Here is a 20,942-nt window from a genome sequence, read left to right as displayed (position 1 = left end):
AAATGAAAAAGGGCCCGACGGGTCGGCGCGCCTGCGTATTTCCGCAAGATTTATCAATTCGCACCGTGCTACCGTGGCGTCGGTTCCTGCCCGGATACGCCGATGACCGTCGAAACGAAACCCGACCAGCCTGCCTGGGCCCGCTACGCGGCAAGCGTGGCGCGCGTCCACGAATACATCCGCGCGCACCTCGACGGCCCGCTCGACCTGAACCGGCTCGCCGAAGTCGCGTGCCTGTCGCCGTATCACTGGCAGCGCGTCTATCGCGCGCTGTACGGCGAATCGATCGTGCTGACGGTGCGGCGGATGCGGATCGTGCGCGCGTCCGAGGATCTCGTGTGCACGGCACGGCCGATCGACGAGATCGCGCGGCGCGCGGGCTACGGTTCGACGCACGCGTTCGCGCGGGCGTTTCGCGACGCATACGGTGTGCCGCCCGCGCAGCACCGGCGCACGGGCAGCCACCGGCCCATCTATCCACTACAGAGAGGAAAGGAAGACATGTTCAAGCATGAAGTCGAAATCCGGCGGCTGCCGGAACTGCGCGGCTACGCGGTGGCGCACACGGGCGCGTACATGAAGGTCGGCGACGCGTTCGGGCGGATCGGCGCCTGGGTCGGGCAGCACGGGCTGATCGGCCCGGGCGCGAAGATGATCGGCATTTTCTACGACGATCCGGACACGACGCCCGAAGCGCAGCTGCGCGCGAAGGCGTGTTTCATGCCGGCCGACGGCGCGCCGGACGTCGAGCCCGTGCCGCCGGTCGAACGCGCGACGGTCGCGGGCGGCGAATACGCGGTGCTGCTGCATACGGGGCCGTATGCGGATCTGAAGACGGCCTACCAGTGGCTCTACGGCGACTGGCTGCGTCATTCGGGCCGCGAAGCCGCCGACGCGCCGCCGTTCGAGCTGTACCTCAACACGCCGATGGATGCGGCGCCGGCCGACCTCCGTACCGAAATTCATCTGCCGCTGCGCTGAGCAAAGGGGGCGTCGTGGAGCCGTGTATCTGGACGGACCGCGACGATATTGCCGGCGCGAGCATGCCCGGGACGATATCGGGCAGGCTGGTGCGCCGGCCGTCGAACGAAGCGCGCCGGCCGGTGCTCATGCGCAGCCGGCACGAACGCGCGGACGTCTTCAAGCCGCCTGCGTCCCGCAGCCGGGACAGAACCGCGCGTCGGCCGCCAGCGCCGCATGGCAGCGGCTGCAGGCCTTGCCGCGTTGCGCCGCGCCGCACTGCGCGCAGAAGCGCGCATCGGCCCCATTGAGCGCGCCGCAGCCGGCGCACGCGAGCTGGCTCAGCGGCACGTTGCCGCCCTGGCCGCCTCGCCCGCCACTGGCGTCGGCCGGCGCCTGCCAGCCCCAGCCGTGGCGATCGCGGCCGCGCGCGTCGTGGCCGCCGTGTGCGTCCTGACGCTGCACGCCGTGATGCCCGCCTCCACCGCCGTGGCCTCCGCCACCGTGGCCGCCATTGCCGTGGCCACCGCCATGGCCGCCCAGGATTCGCTTCAGAAAGCTCATCGCCCGCTCCTCAACGCGTGGCCTGCGCGCCGCCGAACGCCCCGGAGGACGACAGCAGCCGCAAGCCGTTGGCCACGACGATCAGGCTAGCGCCCGCGTCGGCGAAGACCGCCATCCACATCGTGCCGAGCCCCGCGACCGTGAGGCCGAGGAACACGACCTTCACGCCGAGCGCGAAGCCGATGTTCTGCACCAGGACGCGATGCGTCGCACGCGACAGCCGCACGAACGCGGGAATCTTGCGCAGGTCGTCGTCCATCAGCGCGACGTCGGCGGTCTCGATCGCCGTGTCGGTGCCCATCGCCCCCATCGCGAAGCCGATGTCGGCACGGGCGAGCGCCGGTGCGTCGTTGGTCCCGTCGCCGACCATCCCGACCGCGCCCGCGCCGCCGGCCGACAGCTCCTCGACCGCCGCGAGCTTGTCTTCCGGCAACTGGTTGCCGCGCGCGTCGTCGATGCCGGCCTGCTTCGCGATCGCCTGCGCGGTATGCGGGTTGTCGCCCGTCAGCATCGCGGTGCGGATGCCGAGCGCGTGCAGATCGGCGATCGCTTCACGGCTCGTGTCCTTGATCGTGTCGGCCACCGCGAAGATGCCGAGCACGCGCGCTTCGTCGACCAGCACCACGACGCTCTTGCCCTGCCGCTCGAGCGCATCGAGCTTCGCTTCGAGCGCCGTCGAGCAGCGTTCGAGCTCCTCGACGAGCCGGTGGTTGCCGAGCCAGTAGCGCGTGCCGTCGATCGTGCCGCGCACCCCGCGCCCGACGATCGCTTCGAAATCCTGCACATCGGCGAATGCCGTCGTGCCGGCGTCACGGGCCGCGGCGGCGATCGCCTGCGACACCGGGTGATCGGAGCGCGCCGCGAGGCTCGCACCGAGGTACCGCACCCGCACCGCATCGGCATCGGTCGCATGCAGGTCGAAATCGGTCTGCACCGGCTTGCCGTGCGTGATCGTCCCGGTCTTGTCGAGCGCGAGCCAGGCGAGCTTGCGCCCTTCTTCCAGATAGACGCCGCCCTTCACGAGAATCCCGCGTCGCGCCGCGGCCGCGAGCCCCGACACAATCGTCACCGGCGTCGAGATCACCAGCGCGCACGGGCACGCGATCACGAGCAGCACCAGCGCACGATAGATCCAGTCGTGCCACGCACCGCCCACGACGAGCGGCGGCACCACCGCCACCAGCAGCGCGACCGCGAACACGATCGGCGTGTAGACACGCGCGAACTGGTCGACGAAGCGCTGCGTCGGCGCCTTCGCGCCCTGCGCCTCCTCGACCGCGTGGATGATCCGCGCGAGCGTCGAGTTGGCCGCCACCGCCGTCACGCGGTATTCGAACGAACCCGATTCGTTGATCGTGCCCGCGTACACGGCGTCGCCGGTCGTCTTTTCGACGGGCAGGCTCTCGCCGGTGATCGGCGCCTGGTTCACCGTCGAGCGGCCGGCGACGACCTCGCCGTCCAGCCCGATCCGCTCGCCCGGCTTCACGCGCACGACCGCGCCGAGCGCCACCTGCGCGGCCTCGATCGTGCGCCACGAGCCGTCGGCGTCCTGCACGGTCGCAGTGTCAGGCGCGAGCTGCATCAGGCCCTGGATCGCATTGCGCGCGCGGTCGAGCGACTTCGCCTCGATCAGCTCGGCAATCGTGAACAGCACCATCACCATCGCGGCTTCGGGCCACTGGCCGATCGCCATCGCCCCCGTCACCGCGATGCTCATCAGCGCGTTGATGTTCAGGTTGCCGTTGCGGATCGCGATCCAGCCCTTCTTGTACGTGGTGAGCCCGCACGCGAGTACCGCGGCAAGCGCGAGCGCCGCCGCGAGCCACACCGGCAGCCCGGCCCACGTCGCGCCCTCGGATGCGATCGCGGCGACGCCGGCCAGCGCCAGCGGCCACCACGGCTTCGCGGGCGCGTCGACGACGCGCGACGCCGGCGCGCCGGCCGCCGCGGCCTCGGGCGTCATCCCGAGCGTGCGGATCGCGCCTTCGATCGCCGGCTGGGCGCCCGGCACGTGTTCGACGGTCAGCATCCGCTGCATCAGGTTGAATTCGAGCGCCGACACTTCGCTCATCCCGCCGAGCTTCTTGCGGATCAGCGTTTCCTCGGTCGGGCAGTCCATCTGCATGATCCGGAACGCGGAGCGCACGTGACCCGACGCGGTCGCCTGCGCGACCGGCAGCGGCGCGAGCGTCAGCGCGGCAGGCGCGCAGCAGTCGCCGGCCGCGTGGTCGTGGTCGTGGTCGTGGTCGTGGTCGGCATGGTCGTGCTTGCCGTGGTCGTGAGAGCACGCGTCGCCGTGCACATGGCCGCTGCCTTCCGCATGATCGTGGCCATGATCCGAAGGGTCGTGCGCGCCGTGGTCGTGCGTGCACGCCGCGCCGTGCCGATGCGCGTCGCCGTGGTCGCCGTGATCATGGTCGTGGCCGTGCGCGCGCTCGCCGGCCGCCGGCACCGCGTCGGCAACGGTCGCCGTCTGCGTGTCGCGCGAATCGGCGCAGCACGCATCGGCGCCGCCGGCGTGACGGTGTCGTGGGTCGTGGGTACGCTGGGCATCGGTCATGACAACCTCCTCAATGGCTTTCAATGGCTTGACGGAGTAGAGTTAACACCCTGAAGCCACTACAAGGTCAACCCTTGCACGGGAGAAAGACAATGAAGATCGGCGAACTGGCCAAGGCGGCCCGCTGCACACCCGAGACGATCCGTTTCTACGAGAAAGAGGGGCTGATGCCGGACGCGGAACGCACCGACTCGAACTACCGCAACTACACCGACGTGCATGTCGAACGGCTGCGCTTCATCCGCAACTGCCGCGCACTCGACATGGCCCACGACGAAATCCGCGCGCTGCTGCAGCTCACCGACACGCCCGCCGATCCCTGCGATTCGATCAATGCGCTGCTCGACGAACACATCGGCCACGTCGATGCGCGCCTCGCGGAACTCACGCATCTGCGCGACCAGCTCACCGAATTGCGCCGGCAGTGCGTCGGCGAGCATTCGGTCGAGGATTGCGGCATCGTGCACGGTCTCGCGACGATGGAAACCGTCGCACCGGCCGCGAAACGCTCGCACCTCGGCTGAAACCCTTGTGGAATATGATAGTTTCGTCGAGAATAGTTATATTATTACTAGATATGCGATAACTATTCATGTCCACTAGTCGCCCGTCCCCGCTCGCGCTGGCCGTCCTCGCGACGCTCACCGAAACGCCGATGCATCCGTACGGGATGCTGCAGCAACTGAAGGCCCGCGGGTACGACGAAGTCGTCAACGTCCGGCAGCGCACGAGCCTCTACCAGACGATCGACCGGCTGCTGCGCGACGGGCTGATCGCCGTTCACGACACCGAGCGCGACGGCGCGTTTCCCGAGCGCACGCTGTATGCGCTGACCGAGGCCGGGCACACGGCCGGGCAGGCGTGGCTGCATGCGCTGCTCGCGGAGCCCGCGCGCGAATTCCCGGCGTTCGGCGCCGGCCTCGCCTTCCTGCCGCTGCTCGACGCCGAAGATGCCCGCCACCAGCTCGAGCTTCGGATCGCCCGGCTCGACGCCGAGCGCGAGCGCCTCGAGACGCTGCGCAACGCCGCGCAGGCCGACCAGGTGCCGCGCCTGTTCCTGCTGCAGAACGAACACGCGCTCGTGCTGCTCAATGCCGAGCTCGGATGGGCGCGCAGCGTCGTCGAACACCTGAAGATCGGCGCGCTGCGCTGGGTGGACGGCTGACGAATCACGCAGGCGGGCGCCCGGCGGCGACAGGCAACGCCGCCGTCAAAGCACCTTGCCCGGATTCAGGATGCCGCCCGGATCGAGCGCGGCCTTCAGGCGTCGCATCAGCCCGATTTCCGCGTCGCTGCGCGTGTGCGCGAGATAAGGCCGCTTGAGCACGCCGATCCCGTGCTCGGCCGACACCGAGCCGCCCATGTCCCGCACCACCGCGTACACGCAGTGATCGAGCGCGTCGGCGTCCGCATCGCTCATCCCGGCCAGTGACACGCCGATATGCACGTTGCCGTCGCCGACGTGCCCGAAGAACAGGCACACGGCATCCGGCCATTGCATGCGCAGCGCCGCCTCGCAGCGTTCGGCGAACACGCCGAGTTCGCCGGTCGGCAAACTCACGTCGAAGTTGACCAGATGCGGCAGCGCGTCGATCGCGAGGCCTTCGCGCAGCGTCCACAAGTCCCGCGCCTGCCGCTCCGACGTCGCGAGCACCGCATCCTCCACGAGCCCGGCCTCGATTCCCGCCGCGAGGCCGGTTTCCAGCGCCTGGTGCGCATCGCCGCGCGGTGCGCTCGTCGCGCATTCGATCAGCACCGCGAAGCCGTCGTCGCCGACAAACGGCGCCGAGACGCCCGGCGTGCGGCGCGCGACGTAGTCGTAGAACGCCGGCCACATCGCCTCGAAACTGACGACCTCCGGCAGCACGCGCACGCGATTCCACAGCGCGATGACCGCGTCGTAGTCGCGCACGCGGCAGAGCGCCGTGGCCGGCGCGGCGAGCAACGGATGCAGCCGCAGCACGGCGCGCGTGACGACGCCGAGCGTCCCCTCGCTGCCGATGAACAGCTGCTTCAGGTCGTAGCCCGCGTTGTTCTTCAGCATCCGGTTCATCGACGACACGACCGTGCCGTCCGCGAGCACGGCCTCGAGCCCGAGCACCTGCTCGCGCATCATCCCGTAGCGGATCGCGCGCGTGCCGCCCGCGTTGGTCGCGAGCATCCCGCCGATCTGGCACGAGCCGCGTGCGCCGAGATCGACACCGAACGTGAAACCCGCCGCTTCCGCGGCTTCCTGCACCGTCTGCAGCGGCGTCCCGGCGCGCACGGTCATCGTGCCGGCCGCCGCGTCGAGCGCCTCGACGCCCGCGAAGCGTTCCATCGACAGCACGACCTCGCCGCCGAGCGCGACCGCGCCGCGCGCGAGCCCCGTCAGGCCCCCCTGCGGCACGACCGTCTGGCCGAGCCGCGCGCACAGCGCGAGCGTGCGCGACACGTCGTCGACACTGCGCGGGCGCACCAGCGCGCGCGGTCGCGCGCCGGCCGGCTCGTTGTAGGCGGTGAAATAACGCGGATCGATGTCGGCCGCGCGCGTGACGAGCGCATCGCCCAGTTCGGCGACGAGCACGGCTTCGAGCGCGTCGCCCGACAGCGGCGTGCCCGCCGGTTCGCCGCCCGCGGCGGTCGTGTTCCGGTTCTGCATCGCGCGCTGCCCCGCTTACTTCGCCGAAATGTCGATATCGCCGAAATACTTCAGGCCGAGCGACTTCACCGTGCCGTCCGCCTTCAGCTTGTCGATCGCCGCATCGAGTTTCGCCTTCAGCGCGCTGTCGCCCTTGCGCAGCCCGAATGCGATGCCGCTGCCGAGGATCCGGTCGTCGTGCACGGGCTGGCCGACGAACGAAAAGCCCTTGCCGTCCGGACGCGACAGGAAGCCGCGCTGGCCGGACGGTGCGAGCACGAGCGTCGCGTCGAGACGGCCCGCGACCAGATCCGCATACGCCTGGTTCTGGTCCTGGTACGCGACGACCGCGACGCCGGCCGGCTCCCAGTGCGCCTTCGCGAAGGTTTCCTGGATCGACGCCTGCAGCACGCCGACCCGCTTGCCCTTCAGCGATTCCGGCGTCGGCAGCAGGCCGCTGCCGGTGCGCGCGATCAGCTGGGTCGGCACGCGATAGATGATCGTCGTGAAGTCGATCGCCTGGCGCCGCTGCTCGGTCGCATTCATCGCCGAGTTGATCGCGTCGAATTTGCGGCCCTTCAGCGCGGGAATCAGGCCGTCGAACGACGTCTCGACCCATTTGCACGACAGCTTCGCCGTCTGGCAGACGGCGTTGCCGACGTCGATGTCGAAGCCCTGCAGGTCGCCGTTCGGCGCTTTCGATTCGAACGGCGGGTATTGCGCCTCGAGGCCGAAGCGCAGCGTCTGCGCATCGGCGAGCGCCGCGCCGGAACCGATGGCGCACGCGAGTGCGAACGCGAGTTTCAGGGTGGCCGTGTGCTTCATCGTGATCTCCTGTGTCTGGTCGATGCGACGTACCCGTCGCCGGATGCCCGTGGCCGGATGCCGTACGGGGTTTACAGCGAACGCAGCCGCCGCGCGCCTTCGACCAGCGTCGCGTCGTCCTTCGAAAAGCTGAGCCGGATCACGCCGGCGTCGGTGCCGTCGGTGTAGAACGCCGACAGCGGAATCGTCGCGACACGCGCGTCGCGGATCAGGCGCAGCACGAAATCGCTGTCGCTTTCGTCCGAGAAGTGCCGGAAACGCGCGAGCATGAAGAACGAGCCCTCGCTCGGCAGCAGCTCGAAACGCGAATCGGCCAGCTCGCGCGCGAGCAGGTCGCGCTTGGCCTCGTAGAACGCCGACAGGCCGAGATAACTGTCCGGCCGCGCGAGGATCTCCGCGAACGCGATCTGCATCGGCGTATCGGCCGAGAACACCATGAACTGGTGCACCTTGCGGATCTCGTCCATCAGTTCGGCCGGCGCGAGGCAATGGCCGACCCGCCAGCCGGTCACGTGGAACGACTTGCCGAACGACGACACGATCACGCTGCGCTCGGCCAGCTCGCGGTGGCGTGCGACGCTCTGGTGCTGCGCGCCGTCGAACACGACGTGCTCGTAGACTTCGTCGGACAGCACGACGATGCCCGTGTCGCGCGTGAGCTGCGCGAGCCGCTCGAGATCGTCGGCCGAGAACACGGTCGCGGTCGGGTTGTGCGGCGTGTTGACGATGATCATCCGCGTGCGCGGCGTGATCGCGGCCGCCACTTCATCCCAGTTCACGCGGAAATGCTCCGGCGACAGCTTGATCGCCACGGGCGTCGCGCCCTGCAGCCGCACGATCGGCGCATAGCTGTCGAACGACGGCTCGAAGTAGATCACCTCGTCGCCCGGGTGCACGAGCGCGCTGATCGCCGCGTACAGCCCCTCGCTCGCGCTCGCGATCACCGTGATCTCGGTGGCCGGGTCGTATCGCGCGCCGTACAGCGCCTCGGTCTTTTCCGCGAGCCGCTCGCGCAGCGCCATCACGCCGGCCATCGGTGCGTACTGGTTGTGCCCGTCGCGCATCGCGCGCGCGACGCCTTCGACGAGCGCCGGATCGGGCGCGAAATTCGGCGCGCCCTGCGACAGGTTCAGCGCATCGTGCCGGGCGGCCAGCTGGCCGATCACCGTGAAGATCGTCGTCCCGACGTCGGGCAGTTTCGAACGGGGCGCGGTGGCGCTTCGCATGACTCCTCCTTCTAATGTCCTTCGGGCGGCCCCGCGCGACGCGCGCGGCCTGCATCGCCGCATGATTTAGCCCGAGCCAATATCGGTGGACAAACGAAACTTCGTCATGGCGGCCATGTATTTTTCTCATGCCCCATGGAGAGAAGCACGCGGCGGCAAGGCTCGCCTGCCCGGCCGACATGCGAATCCGGCATTTCTCTTAAAGGATGCTACCGGCCGCCGCCAGATAGGCGAGCAGCACGGCCCGCAATTCGCCACGCAGCGCGGCGATGTCGAACGCGGGCCCGAGCGTCAGCAGCGCCTGCGAGAGCCCGCCGTAGCAGAGCGTGTGCGCCATCCGCGCGATCCCGTCGAGCCGCGCGGCCGGCGGCGGATCGGCCGCGTGCGCGAGCGCGTCGCGCCACAGCGCGACGTACGCGTCGTAATGCCGGCGGTAGGCGGCGAGCGGCGACACCTGCCGCTCCAGCGCGAAGAGCGCGCCCCACAGCGCCGCGTCGGCGCCGATCGCGTCGACCTGCAGGTCGACGAGCGCGGCGGCGAGTTCGGCCCGCGGCGCGCCGCGCAGCCCCGCCACCGCGTCGCGCAGCCGGTCGGCCAGCGCCAGCACGTGCCGATGGATGCAGAGCGCCGCGAGGCTCTGCTTGTCGCCGAAATACTCGTAGAAGGTGCCGATGCTGACGCCCGCGACGGCCGCGATCTCGCGGATCGTCGCTTTCGCGTAGCCGCGTTCGAGCAAAAGCTGAACGAACGCCTGCTGCAGCGCGTCGGAACTCGCCTGCGCGCGCGACTGGCGCGGCCGGCGGCGCAACGCGGGCGCGGGTTGCGCCGCCGGCTGGCCGGGCGGCGCCGGAACCTGAACATGTCGCGGCGGCATATTTGCTACTCTGGAAATCAGCAGGGCATGCGTTTTACCGGGGGCCGGAACCGGCGCCGAAGCGTCATCCGTGCGGCATGACGCCGGCCGCCCGCGAAGCATGAGACCGGAGACAACTTCGATGACCGAATCGACTCACGCCGTCACGAACCAGTTCGACGAACTGGTCGACTATAACCTCTTCACGACGGACATCGCGCTGCGCGACGCGCTCGCCCGCGCGGGCGCCGACTGGGCCGTGCCGCAGCTCGACGCATACGGCGCGTGGCTCGGCAGCGCCGACACCGCGCGGCTTGCCGACGAAGCGAACCGTCACACGCCGGAACTGAACACGTTCGACCGGCGCGGCCGGCGCATCGACCGCGTCGACTTTCACCCGGCGTGGCACGCGCTGCTCGGCCGGTACCGCCGGGAAGGCTTCGTGTCGCTCGCGTTCCGCGAGTCGCGCCGCGGCCGCTGGGCCGCGACCGCGGCCGGCTTCTACCTGCATGGCCAGATCGAGGCCGGCACGCTGTGCCCGGCGACGATGACGCAGGCCGCGATCCCCGTGCTGCAGAAGGAGCCCTCGCTGTGGGCGCTGCTGCGCGACAAGCTCTACAGCGACGACTACGATCCGCGCGACGTGCCGGTCGCCGACAAGCGCTCGATCTGGTTCGGCATGGGCATGACCGAGAAACAGGGCGGCTCCGACGTACGCGCGAACACGACGCTCGCGACCGCCGTCGGCGCGGGCGGACGCGGCGGCGAATACCGGCTGCGCGGCCACAAGTGGTTTTTCTCAGCGCCGATGTGCGATGCGCACCTCGTCGTCGCGCAGACCGAAGGCGGCGGCCCGTCGTGTTTCTACGTGCCGCGCTGGCGGCCGGACGGCACGAAGAACGCGGTCGAGATCCAGCGGCTGAAGGACAAGGTCGGCAACCGCAGCAACTCGAGCAGCGAGATCGAGCTGAACGACGCGTGGGGCATCATGCTCGGCGACGAAGGCCGCGGCATTCCGACCATCATCGAAATGGCCACCTACACGCGGCTGAACTGCGTGCTCGGCAGTGCGGCGATGCTGCGCCAGGGCGTCGTGCAGGCGATCGCGTACACGCGCCAGCGCCATGCATTCGGCCGTGCGCTCGCCGAACAGCCGCTGATGCGCACCGTGCTGGCCGATCTCGCGCTCGAAAGCGAAGCCGCGCTCGTGCTGGCGATGCGTCTGGCCGACGCGTTCGAGCGCGACGACTCGCCGCGCGAACGCGCATGGAAGCGCATCGTCACGCCCGCCGCGAAATTCTGGGTGTGCAAGCGCGCGGTCGAGCTGACCGGCGAGGTGATGGAAGTGTTCGGCGGCAACGGCTATGTCGACGACGGCCCGATCGCGCGGCTGTTCCGCGAGGCGCCCGTCAACTCGATCTGGGAAGGCTCGGGCAACGTGATGTGCCTCGACGTGCTGCGCGCGGTGTCGCGCGAGCCCGACGCGGCTGCCGCGCTGTTCACCGAGCTCGCCGACCTCGGCGCGGGCGAACCGCGCATCCGCGCGGCGCTCGACGCGCTGCGCGCGATGCTCGACGCACCGGCCGACACGCTCGAGGCGTCGGGCCGCGTGTTCGCGCAGCGCCTCGCGCTCGTCGCGCAGGCGTGCCTGCTGCGCCGCGACGCACCGGCGGCCGTCGCCGACGCGTTCGTCGCGACACGGCTTGCCGCGCCCGACTGGGGCCGCATCGCGGGCGGCTTCGACCCGCACGCGATCGACGTCGCCGCGCTGCTGCAGCGCGCGTACCCGGCCTGACGCCCGTTCGTCCGGCCCGGTTCCCCCCGTTCGCCTTCGTTCGCCCGCCCGGAGCCCCGATGAACCTCGTCGCCGCCCTCGACCGCGCCGCCCGCGCGACGCCCGACAAGCCGTTCCTCGTCAGCGAATCCGCGACGATCACCTATGCCGCCGCGCGCGAGCGCTCGCACCGCGCGGCGGCCGTGCTGAGCGCGCTCGGCGTCGCGGCCGGCGACCGTGTCGCCGCGATGTGCTTCAACACGCCGGCCTTCGTCGACCTGATGTTCGGCGCGTGGCGGCTCGGCGCGACGTTCGTGCCGATCAACCACAAGCTGCAGGCGCCGGAAGTCGACTACGTGCTCGAACACAGCCGCAGCAAGGTGCTGCTGTTCGACGTGACGCTCGCGCCGGTGGTCGAGCGCATCGTGCATCCCGCGCGACGGCTCGTGACCGAGGGCGAACTCGACGGCGTGCCGTGCTTCGACACGCTGTGCGCAACGATGGACGGCCTCGCGGGCATCGAGCCGGCCGACGGCGACATCGCGCAGATCCTCTATACGTCCGGCACGACCGGCCACCCGAAAGGCTGCGTGCACAGCCACCGCACCGTGACGCTCGCCGCGATGCAGGCGGCCCTCGCAACCGGCATCGGCCGCAACGAGCGCACGCTGATGGCGATGCCGATCTGGCATTCGTCGCCGCTCAACAACTGGTTCGGCGGCACGCTGTATGCGGGCGGCACCGTCGTGCTGCTGCGCGAATACCATCCGCTGCGGTTCCTGCAGGCCGTCGAGCGCGAGCGCGTGACGCTGTATTTCGGCGCGCCGGTGTCGTACCTGCTGCCGCTCGACACGATCGAGGGTTTCGCGGCGTTCGACCTGTCGAGCGTGCGGGCATGGCTGTACGGAGGCGGCCCGATCGGCGCCGCGCAGGCCGAACGGCTCGCGCGCGCGTATCGCAGCGACGCGTTCTTCCAGGTGTACGGCATGACGGAAGCGGGCCCGGCCGGCACGACGCTGTATCCGGACGAGCAGATCGCGAAGGCCGGCTCGATCGGCCGCCACGGCGGCCCGGGCGTCGACCTGCGCGTCGTGCGGATGGACGGCGTCGACGCGCAGCCGGGCGAGACCGGCGAGATCTGGCTGAAGACCGACAGCATGATGCTCGGCTATCTCGACGATGCGGCCGCGACCCGCGCCGCGTTCGCGCCGCACGGCTGGTATCGCACCGGCGACATCGCGCGGATCGATCAGGATGGCTACCTGTTCATCGTCGACCGGCTGAAGGACATGATCGTGACGGGCGGCGAGAACGTCTATTCGAAGGAAGTGGAAGACGTGCTCGGCGCGCACCCGGACATCGCCGAGTCGGCCGTCGTCGGTGTCCCGCATCCCGACTGGGGCGAGACGGTCGTCGCGCACGTCGTGCTGCGCGCGGGCACGGTACCCGACGCGGACGCGCTGCGCGCGTTCTGCGGCGAGCGGCTCGCCGCTTACAAGATTCCGCGTGAGTTCACGTTCGTGCAGGCGCTGCCGCGCACGCCTACGGGCAAGCTGCAGAAGTTCCTGCTGCGTGTGCGTCGCGAGGACTAAGCATCCACGATTGCGCAAGCGCACTTACAACTCACGCACTCATATTCCCCTTGCGAACCGCAAAGCAAGATACGGCATCACTCCTTATCCGCATCACCTGGTCAACACATTCGCGCACGCGCGGTCAATGCAAAAGGCAGAACTGAACAAGTAATAGAAATTAGCAGCCCTGAATCATATTCGTCAGATTGATCTACGTTTCCTATCTGGAATAGCGTCTCTAGGCAGCCATTCCATTTACTGAGACAGGGAAGCCGGATGAAAGACGAACTCAAAGCACCGACCCATCTTTTCGCCACCGTTGGTGCACTCACGGAACGCGGTGGACGCGTCACCACCGCAACCAGCGGCCTGACCCTGGCTGGATTAGAAGTCGCCTGCGTCGGCGACGTAGTGACCTATGACGACGGCAGCGAGGCTGCGATTATCGACGGCGCGGGAAACAACCATAGCGGAGGCAAGCCGTTCGCGTTGGTCGGCAGCCGGTTGAGCAACGGTGACCGCATTACCGAAACACTGCGCACCTCATGGGGCATTCACGTGCGGGATGGGCAAAGCGCTGCGGGCCTGTTCGATCCGACCTATGTGCCGCCGCCCGCGCCGCCCGCCTACAGATTGGCGGTATGTGGCGCGACAACCGCGCGCGGCGGTGCATTGCGCGAGCCGTCCGGCACATGGGAAGTAGCGCCGCACTTGGGCAAGGCTGCCACGGTGGGCGACCTGATCCACTACCCGGACGGTTCAACCGCGCGCGTGACGAGCGGTCTGGGTTTGGCCGACAGGCCCGACTTCCCACCGCTCGCATTCGTTGGCAGCGAACTCGATAACGGCGACACGATCACCGATAGTCCCGAACGACGAGGCGTAGCGTCATCCGTTGTATTTAGCGTCGTCACCCGCTCGTCCATGCCCCGCTGAGGTAGCGTCCATGATCCGCTACTTTCTTGCCAAAGGCGACCGCGCCGGGGAAGCGGTGATTGTCGAAGGCCTCGACACCGTGACCTGTTCCAATCCGCCGCCGAGGGTTCATATCGCCACGCTGGATATGAAGACCTACTGTTCTGCCTGCAAGCGTGAAGGACACATCGCACCGCAAGGTCCGCGCTGGCCAGGTACCGGTCCGAACGGCAAGCAGTGGGCATTGAGCGGGGATATCAATGTCTGCGGCTGCAACCCACCGCCGATCTTCTACGCTGAGCGCGGCATGCGGATGATTTTTACTGCGGAAGAGACTGCGACGCTGAATGGGCGCCAACCTGATGCAGCCGATCGGTCATTTGCTCGGTCGGCTGTCGTACACGACGAGCAATTCACCTTGCTCGATGACTCCTGCCGCCCGCTCGCGAACATTCGCTATCGAATCGTTACGGACGCTGGGCAGATTTTCACGGGCACCACGGACACGGCCGGGCAAACACATCGAATCGCCACCGACGCCTCGGCAACTCTGAAAATCTATACGACGGAACATTGAAGCAATGAAAAATTTTGACGTGAATGATGACGGAGAATGGTTCCTCGTACACTCAGGCGCAGTCACCAATACCAATCCTGGGTCGATGGTGGAAGTAACGATCAATACCGAAAAAATATGTCACAACATGACAAACAAGGAATTCCGGGAAATGGTATTGAGTAAACGCGATCGAGCCGTTTCTCTCGTCGAGAAAAGAATCAAGGATCTGCAGCGCTGGTCCAACACTGATAAGGCACGCGTATTACAGTGGTTCGGCAGGACTGATGAACGCACCCGCATAACGCTATTAACAGGCCTGACTGCAATCGTCCGCGTACTAAAGGCACTCACCGGATACAATTTCACGCGATGGGACAGCGAGCGATTCAAACATATTGGATGCGTTCCAAATTCGAACAAATCGGGAGTCGCGGCATCAGTGTGTTCGCCGGATACCGTAACTCATACGATCGCAATACACCCCGATTTTTGTACAATGCGAGACTTCTCATGGGAAAAAGATTCCGTCGTTTCCACCCTGATTCATGAGGTGAGTCATTTTGACGACACAATGGGAACCCGGGATCACAAATATTTCATGGAGGAGTGTTTGACGTTTGGAGCCGAAAACCCGAATCAAGCAATCAACAATGCCGACAGCATTGCTGGATACGTCATTTACAATGCTTAAATTTATTCTTGCCCTAAGCCTTCTCGTCTCCAATCCGGTATTTGCTTGCATCGCCAGCGAGAACTTCGACATCTACTTTTCGAGAGATAGCTCGCACCTTTCGAACGCAGAGATCGTCCGCATTGCAAAATGGACAGCCGACCAAAAGCTCAATTACGCGAATCACCTGACCAAAGAGACAACCCTGATCAGCGGCCATGCCGAGGAAAGTGAACCGGGAGCACTGGCCCTTGCGCAATCAAGATTGCAAACCGCGTATGCGCTGTTGAAGCAACTCGGCTTTTTACGCGGAACGATCAAGAAGAGCGCCCGCGTCTATTCGCATGGCGACGTGGACAATGGGCGACGCGTGGAAATTTCCTTCCTGCCCGATTGCCCTAACAAGTGCTGCGACGGCAAGTAACGTCATACTGCCGCCGATCGGGGCGATGCGGTATCGACGTACACATGCGGCGATCCTGCTGCACCACTACCTGCAACATCCCTATGCCCCTGTCGGGTGTGTCCCACCAAAGAAAAAGCCACCCGGCCCGACGGCCAGGTGGCTTTTTCGCATGACCGGCGGGGCGGCGACGTGCGCCGCCGCCCGTTCGTCACGTCACGGGCTGCTTACTTGCCGCCGATGCTCTTCAGCGGCTTCCACTCGCCCTTCTCGACCTTGTACATCGTGATGCCGCCGTTCTTCAGGTCGCCCTTCGCGTCATACGCGACGTGCGTCGACGTCACGCCGGCCATGTCGGTCTTCGCGAGCACCGGCAGATACTTCGCCGGATCGGTCGAGTCGGCCTTCTTCATCGCGTTGAACAGCGCCATCGCGCCGTCGTACGCATACGGCGAGTAGGTCTGCACGTCTTCGCCGAAGCGCTTCTTGTACTTGTCGGCGTACGTCTTGCCGCCCGGCATCTCTTCGAGCGGCAGGCCTGCCAGCGAGGCGATCGTGCCGTCGGCCGCGTTGCCCGCGATCTTCAGGAACGTCGGCGTCTTCACCATTTCGCCGCTCATCAGCGGGGCGGTGATGCCGAGCGTCTTCATCTGCTTGACCATCGGTGCAGCCTGCGAATCCGCGCCGCCGTAGTAGACGAGATCCGGCTTCGCCGCCTTCAGCTTGGTCAGGATCGCCTTGAAGTCCACCGCCTTGTCGTTCGTGAATTCACGGTCGACGATCGTCGCGCCGCCGGCCTTCGCGGCCTTCTCGAACTGGTCGGCGAGACCCTGGCCGTAGGCCGTGCGGTCGTCGACGATCGCGATCTTCTTCATGCCGAGATCCTTCGACGCGAACGTGCCGGCCACCGAGCCCTGCTGCGTGTCGGACGTCATCATGCGGAAGGTCGTCTTGTAACCTTGCTGCGTGTATTCCGGTGCGGTCGCCATCGCGATCTGCGGAATGCCCGCGTTCGCGTAGATGCGCGAGGCCGGAATCGTCGTGCCCGAGTTGAAGTGGCCGAGCATGCCCTTGATGCCGTCGTCGACGAGCTTCTGCGCGACCGTCGTGCCGGTGCGCGGGTCAGCCTGGTCGTCCTGCGTGTCGAGTGCGAACTTCACCGGCTTGCCGCCGATCTTCGGGCTCGTCGCGTTGAAATCCTCGATCGCGAGCACGATCCCGTTCTGCATATCCTTGCCGTAGTGCGCCTGCGCGCCCGTCATCGGCCCTGCGTAACCGATCTTCACGTCATCCGCATGGGCCGTCCCCGCCAGCGACATGACCGCGACGAACGTCGCGCCTGCCACCTTTTTCATCGTGTGTTGCATAGCATCTCCTTGGTACCAGGGTAAATGGAGCGGCTTCGGGATCGCCTAGCCGCTTCCTTTGTTTGATCCGAACGGCAAGGATGATCAGCCGATCGTCATCAAATTCGCATTGCCGCCCGCCGCGGCCGTGTTCACGCTCACCGAGCGCTCCGTCAACAGCCGTTCCAGCGCGTAATCTTCCGCATCGCCGTTCTCGAACGCGCCCACCGACACGCCCTGCACCGACACGATCGGGCCCGGCCGCTGCGCGACGTCCTTCACGAGCGTCTGCAGTTCGTCGCTGTCGCCTTCGAACAGCACCGCGTCGAACGGCGTATCGGCCTGCTTGCGCACGGTCGCATGCGCCTTCAGCGACGCCGGCAGCGCGGCGACCAGCGCCTCGCCGGCCGCGCCCGCGAACAGCGCGCGGTTGCCGGTCGCCAGCACTGCCGCGAACTGCGCGCGCGCGCCGCCCGGCGTCGCCGCGACACACAGCACCGTGCCGCGCGGGCCGAGTGTATACGTGTTTCGCTCGCCCGTCGGGCCGGTCAGCACGGCGGTCGCACCGGCCGGCACCTGCGCCAGGTAGCCGTCGCAACGCGCGGCCAGTGCCGGCTCGCGCTGCTCGATCAGCCAGTCGCGCAGCGTCGTGAGCGCTGCCGCCGGGTTGCCGCGCGCATCGCCTTCGACCGCGCCGTCCGCGATCAGCGTCTGCGCGAGCGAACGCGGCAGGCCCGACGGACGCGTCGCGAGCAGGCGCTGCAGGTACAGCGCGCCGCCGGCCTTCGGGCCCGTGCCCGACAGCCCTTCGCCGCCGAACGGCTGCACGCCGACCACCGCGCCGATCACGTTGCGGTTCACGTAGATGTTGCCGACGTGCGCATTCGAGATCACGTGCGCGATCGTCTCGTCGATCCGCGTGTGGATGCCGAGCGTCAGGCCGTAGCCGGTCGCGCGGATCTGCTCCAGCAGCTTGTCGAGCTGGCTGCGGCGGTAGCGCACCACGTGCAGCACGGGGCCGAACACTTCGCGCTTCAGCTCGTCGATGCTGCCGATCTCGATCAGCGTCGGCGGCACGAACGTGCCGTGCGCGCAGGCTTCCGGCGCCGGCAGCTGCGTGACCGCGTGCCCCTTCTCCTTCATCGCCGCGACGTGCGTGTCGATCGTCTGCTTCGCTTCACCGTCGATCACCGGGCCGACGTCCGTCGACAGCCGGTCGGGGTTGCCGAGCGCCAGCTCGTGCATCGCGCCCTTCAGCATCGTCAGCGTGCGGTCCGCGACATCGTCCTGCAGACACAGAACGCGCAGCGCCGAACACCGTTGACCGGCCGAGTCGAACGACGACTGCATCACGTCCGCGACCACCTGTTCCGCGAGCGCCGACGAGTCGACGATCATCGCGTTCTGGCCGCCCGTTTCCGCGATCAGCGGGATCGGCTTGCCGTCCGGGTCGAGGCGCGCCGACAGCGTCTTGTTGATCAGGCGCGCGACTTCGGTCGAACCGGTGAACATCACCGCACGCGTGCGCGGATCGGCGACCAGCGCCGCACCGACGGTCTCGCCGTCGCCCGGCAGCAGCTGCACCGCGCCGGCCGGCACGCCGGCCTCGCGCAGCAGGCGCACGGCCTGGGCGGCGATCAGCGGCGTCTGTTCGGCCGGCTTCGCGAGCACCGTGTTGCCGGCCGCGAGCGCGGCGGCCACCTGGCCCATGAAGATCGCGAGCGGGAAGTTCCACGGGCTGATGCAGACCACGGGACCGAGCGGGCGGTGCGTGTCGTTCGAGAATTCGTCGCGGATCTGCGCGGCGTAGTAGCGCAGGAAGTCGACCGCTTCGCGGATCTCGGCGATCGCGTTCGGCAGCGACTTGCCGGCTTCGCGCACGATCAGGCCCATCAGCGTATGCATCTGCGCTTCGAGCAGGTCGGCCGCGCGCACCAGGCAATCGGCGCGTGCGTCGACCGGCGTCGCCTGCCAGATCGGCGCGGCGGCCACCGCGTGCGCGAGTGCCGCGCTCACGTGTTCGGCCGTCGCTTCGCTGACGGTGCCGACCGTGTCGCGCTGGTCGGCCGGGTTGCGCACGTCGCGGGCCGGCGCGTCGGCGAGCGCGTCGTCGGCGAGCATCGGCGCCGCGCGCCACGGGAAGTGCGCGCTCGCGAGCAGCGCGGACGACAGCGACGCGAGGCGGTGTTCGTTCGACAGGTCGAGGCCCATCGAGTTGGGACGCTCGTCGCCGTACAGGTTGCGCGGCAGCGGGATCTTCGCGTGCGGCGCGCCGAGCGGCACGACCTTCGACGCTTCGTCGACCGGATCGGCGACCAGTTCCTTCACCGACACGGTCTTGTCCGCGATGCGGTTCACGAACGACGTGTTCGCGCCGTTTTCCAGCAGGCGGCGCACCAGGTACGCGAGCAGCGTCTCGTGCGTGCCGACCGGCGCGTACACGCGGCACGGCCGGTTCAGCTTGTCGCGGCCGGTGACTTCCTCGTACAGCGGCTCGCCCATCCCGTGCAGGCACTGGAATTCGTACTGGCCCGGGTAGTAGTTCTGGCCCGCGAGCTGGTAGATCGCGGCGAGCGTGTACGCGTTGTGCGTCGCGAACTGCGGATAGACGGCGTCGGGGGCGGCGAGCAGCTTCTTCGCGCACGCGAGGTACGACACGTCCGTGTAGATCTTGCGCGTATAGACCGGATAGCCTTCGAGGCCGTCGACCTGCGCACGCTTGATCTCGGTATCCCAGTACGCGCCCTTGACCAGACGGATCATCAGGCGGTGACGGCTGCGGCGCGCGAGATCGATCAGGTAGTCGATCACGAACGGGCAGCGCTTCTGGTAGCCCTGCACCACGAAGCCGATGCCGTTCCAGCCCGCGAGATCCGGATCGAAGCACAGCGCCTCGAGCAGGTCGAGCGACAGTTCGAGGCGGTCGGCTTCTTCCGCGTCGATGTTCAGGCCGATGTCGTAGCGGCGGGCGAGCAGCGCGAGCGCGCGCACGCGCGGCAGCAGCTCGCTCATCGTGCGGTCCTGCTGCGAACGCGAGTAGCGTGCGTGCAGCGCCGACAGCTTGATCGAAATGCCCGGGCCTTCGTAAATGCCGCGGCCGCCGGCCGCCTTGCCGATCGCGTGGATCGCCTGTTCGTACGACGCGTAGTAGCGCTGCGCGTCCTCTTCGGTCGTCGCCGCTTCGCCGAGCATGTCGTACGAGTAGCGGAAGCCGCGTGCTTCGTACTTGCGGCTGTTGGCCAGCGCTTCGGAAATCGTCTCGCCGGTGACGAACTGCTCGCCCATCAGGCGCATCGCCATGTCGACGCCCTTGCGGATCAGCGGCTCGCCGCCGCGGCCGATCAGGCGCGTGAGCGCCGACGACAGCCCCGCTTCGCTGTTGGTCGTCACGAGCTTGCCGGTGATCATCAGCCCCCAGGTCGCCGCGTTCACGAACAGCGACGGCGCGTGGCCGACGTGCGAGCGCCAGTCGCCCTTGCTGATCTTGTCGCGGATCAGCGCATCGCGCGTCGCGCGATCGGGAATGCGCAGCAGCGCCTCGGCGAGGCACATCAGCGCGACGCCTTCCTGGCTCGACAGCGAGAATTCGTGGATCAGCCCTTCGACGCCGCCGCCCGAGCTCTTCTCGCGCAGCGCCTCGACGAGCTTCGTCGCGAGCGCCTGCACGTCCGCCTGCAGGTTCGCGGGCAGGCGCGCCTGGCCGAGCAGGAACGGCACGCATTCCGGCTCGGGGCGGCGGTACGCGGCCGTGATCGCCGCGCGCAGCACCGATTGCGGCTGCACGTTCTGCGCGAATTCGAGGAACGGGTGCGGCGAGTTGTCGTCGTCGCCGTCCGCGGCCTGGCCGTCGGCGAGCTCCGTGACGCCGCTGTGGCCCGACAGCTCGGGCGGCAACTGGCCGTGCTCGATCCGCTCGAGATAAGCGAAGATCGCCTGCTTGATCAGCCAGTGGGGAGTGCGCTCGAGACGCGCGGCTGCGTCCTTGAGGCGCGAGCGGAGAAGGTCGTCGACCTTGACGCCGAGAGTCGTGCTTGCCATGGTGGGTTCGTGCGCCGGTGCGAGCCCGGCAATGTGGTGTGAGAGGATGCGCGAA

The 20,942-nt window shown here is 67.8% G+C and carries 17 protein-coding genes; 9 read left to right on the top strand and 8 right to left on the bottom strand.

Annotation, left to right across the window (positions count from 1 at the left end; all coding sequences use genetic code 11):
• The first annotated feature begins 102 nt into the window (after positions 1 to 102).
• Positions 103 to 981, top strand: coding sequence for an AraC family transcriptional regulator (locus APZ15_RS04565; RefSeq protein WP_027788691.1), 879 nt, complete (start codon positions 103 to 105; stop codon positions 979 to 981).
• Between the two features lie 159 nt (positions 982 to 1,140).
• Here the strand turns inward: APZ15_RS04565 and APZ15_RS04560 are convergent, their stop codons facing one another.
• Positions 1,141 to 1,524, bottom strand: coding sequence for a zinc ribbon domain-containing protein (locus APZ15_RS04560; RefSeq protein ID WP_027788692.1), 384 nt, complete (start codon positions 1,522 to 1,524; stop codon positions 1,141 to 1,143).
• Positions 1,525 to 1,534: 10 nt separating this feature from the next.
• Positions 1,535 to 4,084, bottom strand: coding sequence for a heavy metal translocating P-type ATPase (locus APZ15_RS04555; RefSeq protein ID WP_027788693.1), 2,550 nt, complete (start codon positions 4,082 to 4,084; stop codon positions 1,535 to 1,537).
• 92 nt (positions 4,085 to 4,176) lie between these two features.
• Between APZ15_RS04555 and cadR the strand changes: the two genes are divergently transcribed.
• On the top strand, positions 4,177 to 4,608 hold the full coding sequence (gene cadR, locus APZ15_RS04550) for a Cd(II)/Pb(II)-responsive transcriptional regulator (RefSeq protein WP_014895515.1): 432 nt from the start codon (positions 4,177 to 4,179) through the stop codon (positions 4,606 to 4,608).
• A 68-nt stretch (positions 4,609 to 4,676) separates the two neighbouring features.
• Positions 4,677 to 5,249 carry a PadR family transcriptional regulator gene (locus tag APZ15_RS04545; protein WP_027788694.1) on the top strand — a complete coding sequence of 191 codons (573 nt, stop codon included), beginning with the start codon at positions 4,677 to 4,679 and terminating at the stop codon, positions 5,247 to 5,249.
• A gap of 45 nt (positions 5,250 to 5,294) precedes the next feature.
• Here APZ15_RS04545 and APZ15_RS04540 read toward each other — a convergent pair whose 3' ends face one another.
• The 4 genes from APZ15_RS04540 to APZ15_RS04525 all read right to left on the bottom strand — a co-directional run bounded on the left by APZ15_RS04540 (position 5,295) and on the right by APZ15_RS04525 (position 9,629).
• Positions 5,295 to 6,725: an FAD-binding oxidoreductase gene (locus APZ15_RS04540; RefSeq protein ID WP_027788695.1), complete on the bottom strand. Its 1,431-nt coding sequence runs from the start codon at positions 6,723 to 6,725 to the stop codon at positions 5,295 to 5,297.
• A gap of 15 nt (positions 6,726 to 6,740) precedes the next feature.
• A complete protein-coding gene (locus APZ15_RS04535) occupies positions 6,741 to 7,529 on the bottom strand; it encodes an ABC transporter substrate-binding protein (protein ID WP_027788696.1) in 789 nt (262 codons plus the stop codon).
• A 71-nt stretch (positions 7,530 to 7,600) separates the two neighbouring features.
• Complete coding sequence (locus APZ15_RS04530; RefSeq protein ID WP_027788697.1) at positions 7,601 to 8,755, bottom strand: pyridoxal phosphate-dependent aminotransferase; 1,155 nt, start codon at positions 8,753 to 8,755, stop codon at positions 7,601 to 7,603.
• A 199-nt stretch (positions 8,756 to 8,954) separates the two neighbouring features.
• Positions 8,955 to 9,629 (bottom strand): TetR/AcrR family transcriptional regulator, encoded by a 675-nt coding sequence (locus APZ15_RS04525; RefSeq protein ID WP_027788698.1) that lies wholly within the window; start codon positions 9,627 to 9,629, stop codon positions 8,955 to 8,957.
• A 121-nt stretch (positions 9,630 to 9,750) separates the two neighbouring features.
• On the opposite strand from APZ15_RS04525, the gene APZ15_RS04520 reads away from it, so the two are divergent.
• From APZ15_RS04520 to APZ15_RS04500, 6 genes are all read left to right on the top strand, one after another.
• A complete protein-coding gene (locus tag APZ15_RS04520) occupies positions 9,751 to 11,403 on the top strand; it encodes an acyl-CoA dehydrogenase family protein (protein ID WP_027788699.1) in 1,653 nt (550 codons plus the stop codon).
• Between the two features lie 59 nt (positions 11,404 to 11,462).
• Complete coding sequence (locus tag APZ15_RS04515; RefSeq protein WP_027788700.1) at positions 11,463 to 12,974, top strand: class I adenylate-forming enzyme family protein; 1,512 nt, start codon at positions 11,463 to 11,465, stop codon at positions 12,972 to 12,974.
• A gap of 258 nt (positions 12,975 to 13,232) precedes the next feature.
• Positions 13,233 to 13,892, top strand: coding sequence for a PAAR domain-containing protein (locus APZ15_RS04510; protein WP_027788701.1), 660 nt, complete (start codon positions 13,233 to 13,235; stop codon positions 13,890 to 13,892).
• A gap of 10 nt (positions 13,893 to 13,902) precedes the next feature.
• Entirely contained in the window at positions 13,903 to 14,448 is a 546-nt protein-coding gene (locus tag APZ15_RS04505; protein ID WP_080982105.1) for a PAAR domain-containing protein, read from the top strand.
• A 4-nt stretch (positions 14,449 to 14,452) separates the two neighbouring features.
• Entirely contained in the window at positions 14,453 to 15,121 is a 669-nt protein-coding gene (locus APZ15_RS38730; protein WP_080982106.1) for a M35 family metalloendopeptidase, read from the top strand.
• Positions 15,114 to 15,524 (top strand): hypothetical protein, encoded by a 411-nt coding sequence (locus APZ15_RS04500; protein ID WP_027788702.1) that lies wholly within the window; start codon positions 15,114 to 15,116, stop codon positions 15,522 to 15,524. The genes APZ15_RS38730 and APZ15_RS04500 overlap by 8 nt, the downstream gene beginning before the upstream one ends.
• A 206-nt stretch (positions 15,525 to 15,730) precedes the next feature.
• Here the strand turns inward: APZ15_RS04500 and APZ15_RS04495 are convergent, their stop codons facing one another.
• Positions 15,731 to 16,870: a branched-chain amino acid ABC transporter substrate-binding protein gene (locus APZ15_RS04495; protein WP_027788703.1), complete on the bottom strand. Its 1,140-nt coding sequence runs from the start codon at positions 16,868 to 16,870 to the stop codon at positions 15,731 to 15,733.
• An 84-nt stretch (positions 16,871 to 16,954) separates the two neighbouring features.
• Positions 16,955 to 20,887 carry a trifunctional transcriptional regulator/proline dehydrogenase/L-glutamate gamma-semialdehyde dehydrogenase gene (putA, locus tag APZ15_RS04490; RefSeq protein ID WP_027788704.1) on the bottom strand — a complete coding sequence of 1,311 codons (3,933 nt, stop codon included), beginning with the start codon at positions 20,885 to 20,887 and terminating at the stop codon, positions 16,955 to 16,957.
• Between the last annotated feature and the right edge of the window lie 55 nt (positions 20,888 to 20,942).

This window comes from Burkholderia cepacia ATCC 25416, assembly GCF_001411495.1.
GTDB classification, from domain to species: Bacteria; Pseudomonadota; Gammaproteobacteria; order Burkholderiales; family Burkholderiaceae; genus Burkholderia; species Burkholderia cepacia.
The sequence above is the reverse complement of the archived record's forward strand: the minus strand, read 5'-3'. Positions and strand labels throughout refer to the sequence as shown.

Coding starts and splice junctions, on each gene's coding strand:
- APZ15_RS04525 (WP_027788698.1), bottom strand. CDS start 9,629: ATGCCGCCGCGACATGTTCAGGTTCCGGCGCCGCCCGGCCAGCCGGCG.
- APZ15_RS04530 (WP_027788697.1), bottom strand. CDS start 8,755: ATGCGAAGCGCCACCGCGCCCCGTTCGAAACTGCCCGACGTCGGGACG.
- APZ15_RS04545 (WP_027788694.1), top strand. CDS start 4,677: ATGTCCACTAGTCGCCCGTCCCCGCTCGCGCTGGCCGTCCTCGCGACG.
- APZ15_RS04520 (WP_027788699.1), top strand. CDS start 9,751: ATGACCGAATCGACTCACGCCGTCACGAACCAGTTCGACGAACTGGTC.
- APZ15_RS04565 (WP_027788691.1), top strand. CDS start 103: ATGACCGTCGAAACGAAACCCGACCAGCCTGCCTGGGCCCGCTACGCG.
- APZ15_RS04500 (WP_027788702.1), top strand. CDS start 15,114: ATGCTTAAATTTATTCTTGCCCTAAGCCTTCTCGTCTCCAATCCGGTA.
- APZ15_RS04495 (WP_027788703.1), bottom strand. CDS start 16,870: ATGCAACACACGATGAAAAAGGTGGCAGGCGCGACGTTCGTCGCGGTC.
- APZ15_RS04505 (WP_080982105.1), top strand. CDS start 13,903: ATGATCCGCTACTTTCTTGCCAAAGGCGACCGCGCCGGGGAAGCGGTG.
- APZ15_RS04510 (WP_027788701.1), top strand. CDS start 13,233: ATGAAAGACGAACTCAAAGCACCGACCCATCTTTTCGCCACCGTTGGT.
- cadR (WP_014895515.1), top strand. CDS start 4,177: ATGAAGATCGGCGAACTGGCCAAGGCGGCCCGCTGCACACCCGAGACG.
- APZ15_RS38730 (WP_080982106.1), top strand. CDS start 14,453: ATGAAAAATTTTGACGTGAATGATGACGGAGAATGGTTCCTCGTACAC.
- APZ15_RS04535 (WP_027788696.1), bottom strand. CDS start 7,529: ATGAAGCACACGGCCACCCTGAAACTCGCGTTCGCACTCGCGTGCGCC.
- APZ15_RS04560 (WP_027788692.1), bottom strand. CDS start 1,524: ATGAGCTTTCTGAAGCGAATCCTGGGCGGCCATGGCGGTGGCCACGGC.
- APZ15_RS04515 (WP_027788700.1), top strand. CDS start 11,463: ATGAACCTCGTCGCCGCCCTCGACCGCGCCGCCCGCGCGACGCCCGAC.
- putA (WP_027788704.1), bottom strand. CDS start 20,887: ATGGCAAGCACGACTCTCGGCGTCAAGGTCGACGACCTTCTCCGCTCG.
- APZ15_RS04540 (WP_027788695.1), bottom strand. CDS start 6,725: ATGCAGAACCGGAACACGACCGCCGCGGGCGGCGAACCGGCGGGCACG.
- APZ15_RS04555 (WP_027788693.1), bottom strand. CDS start 4,084: ATGACCGATGCCCAGCGTACCCACGACCCACGACACCGTCACGCCGGC.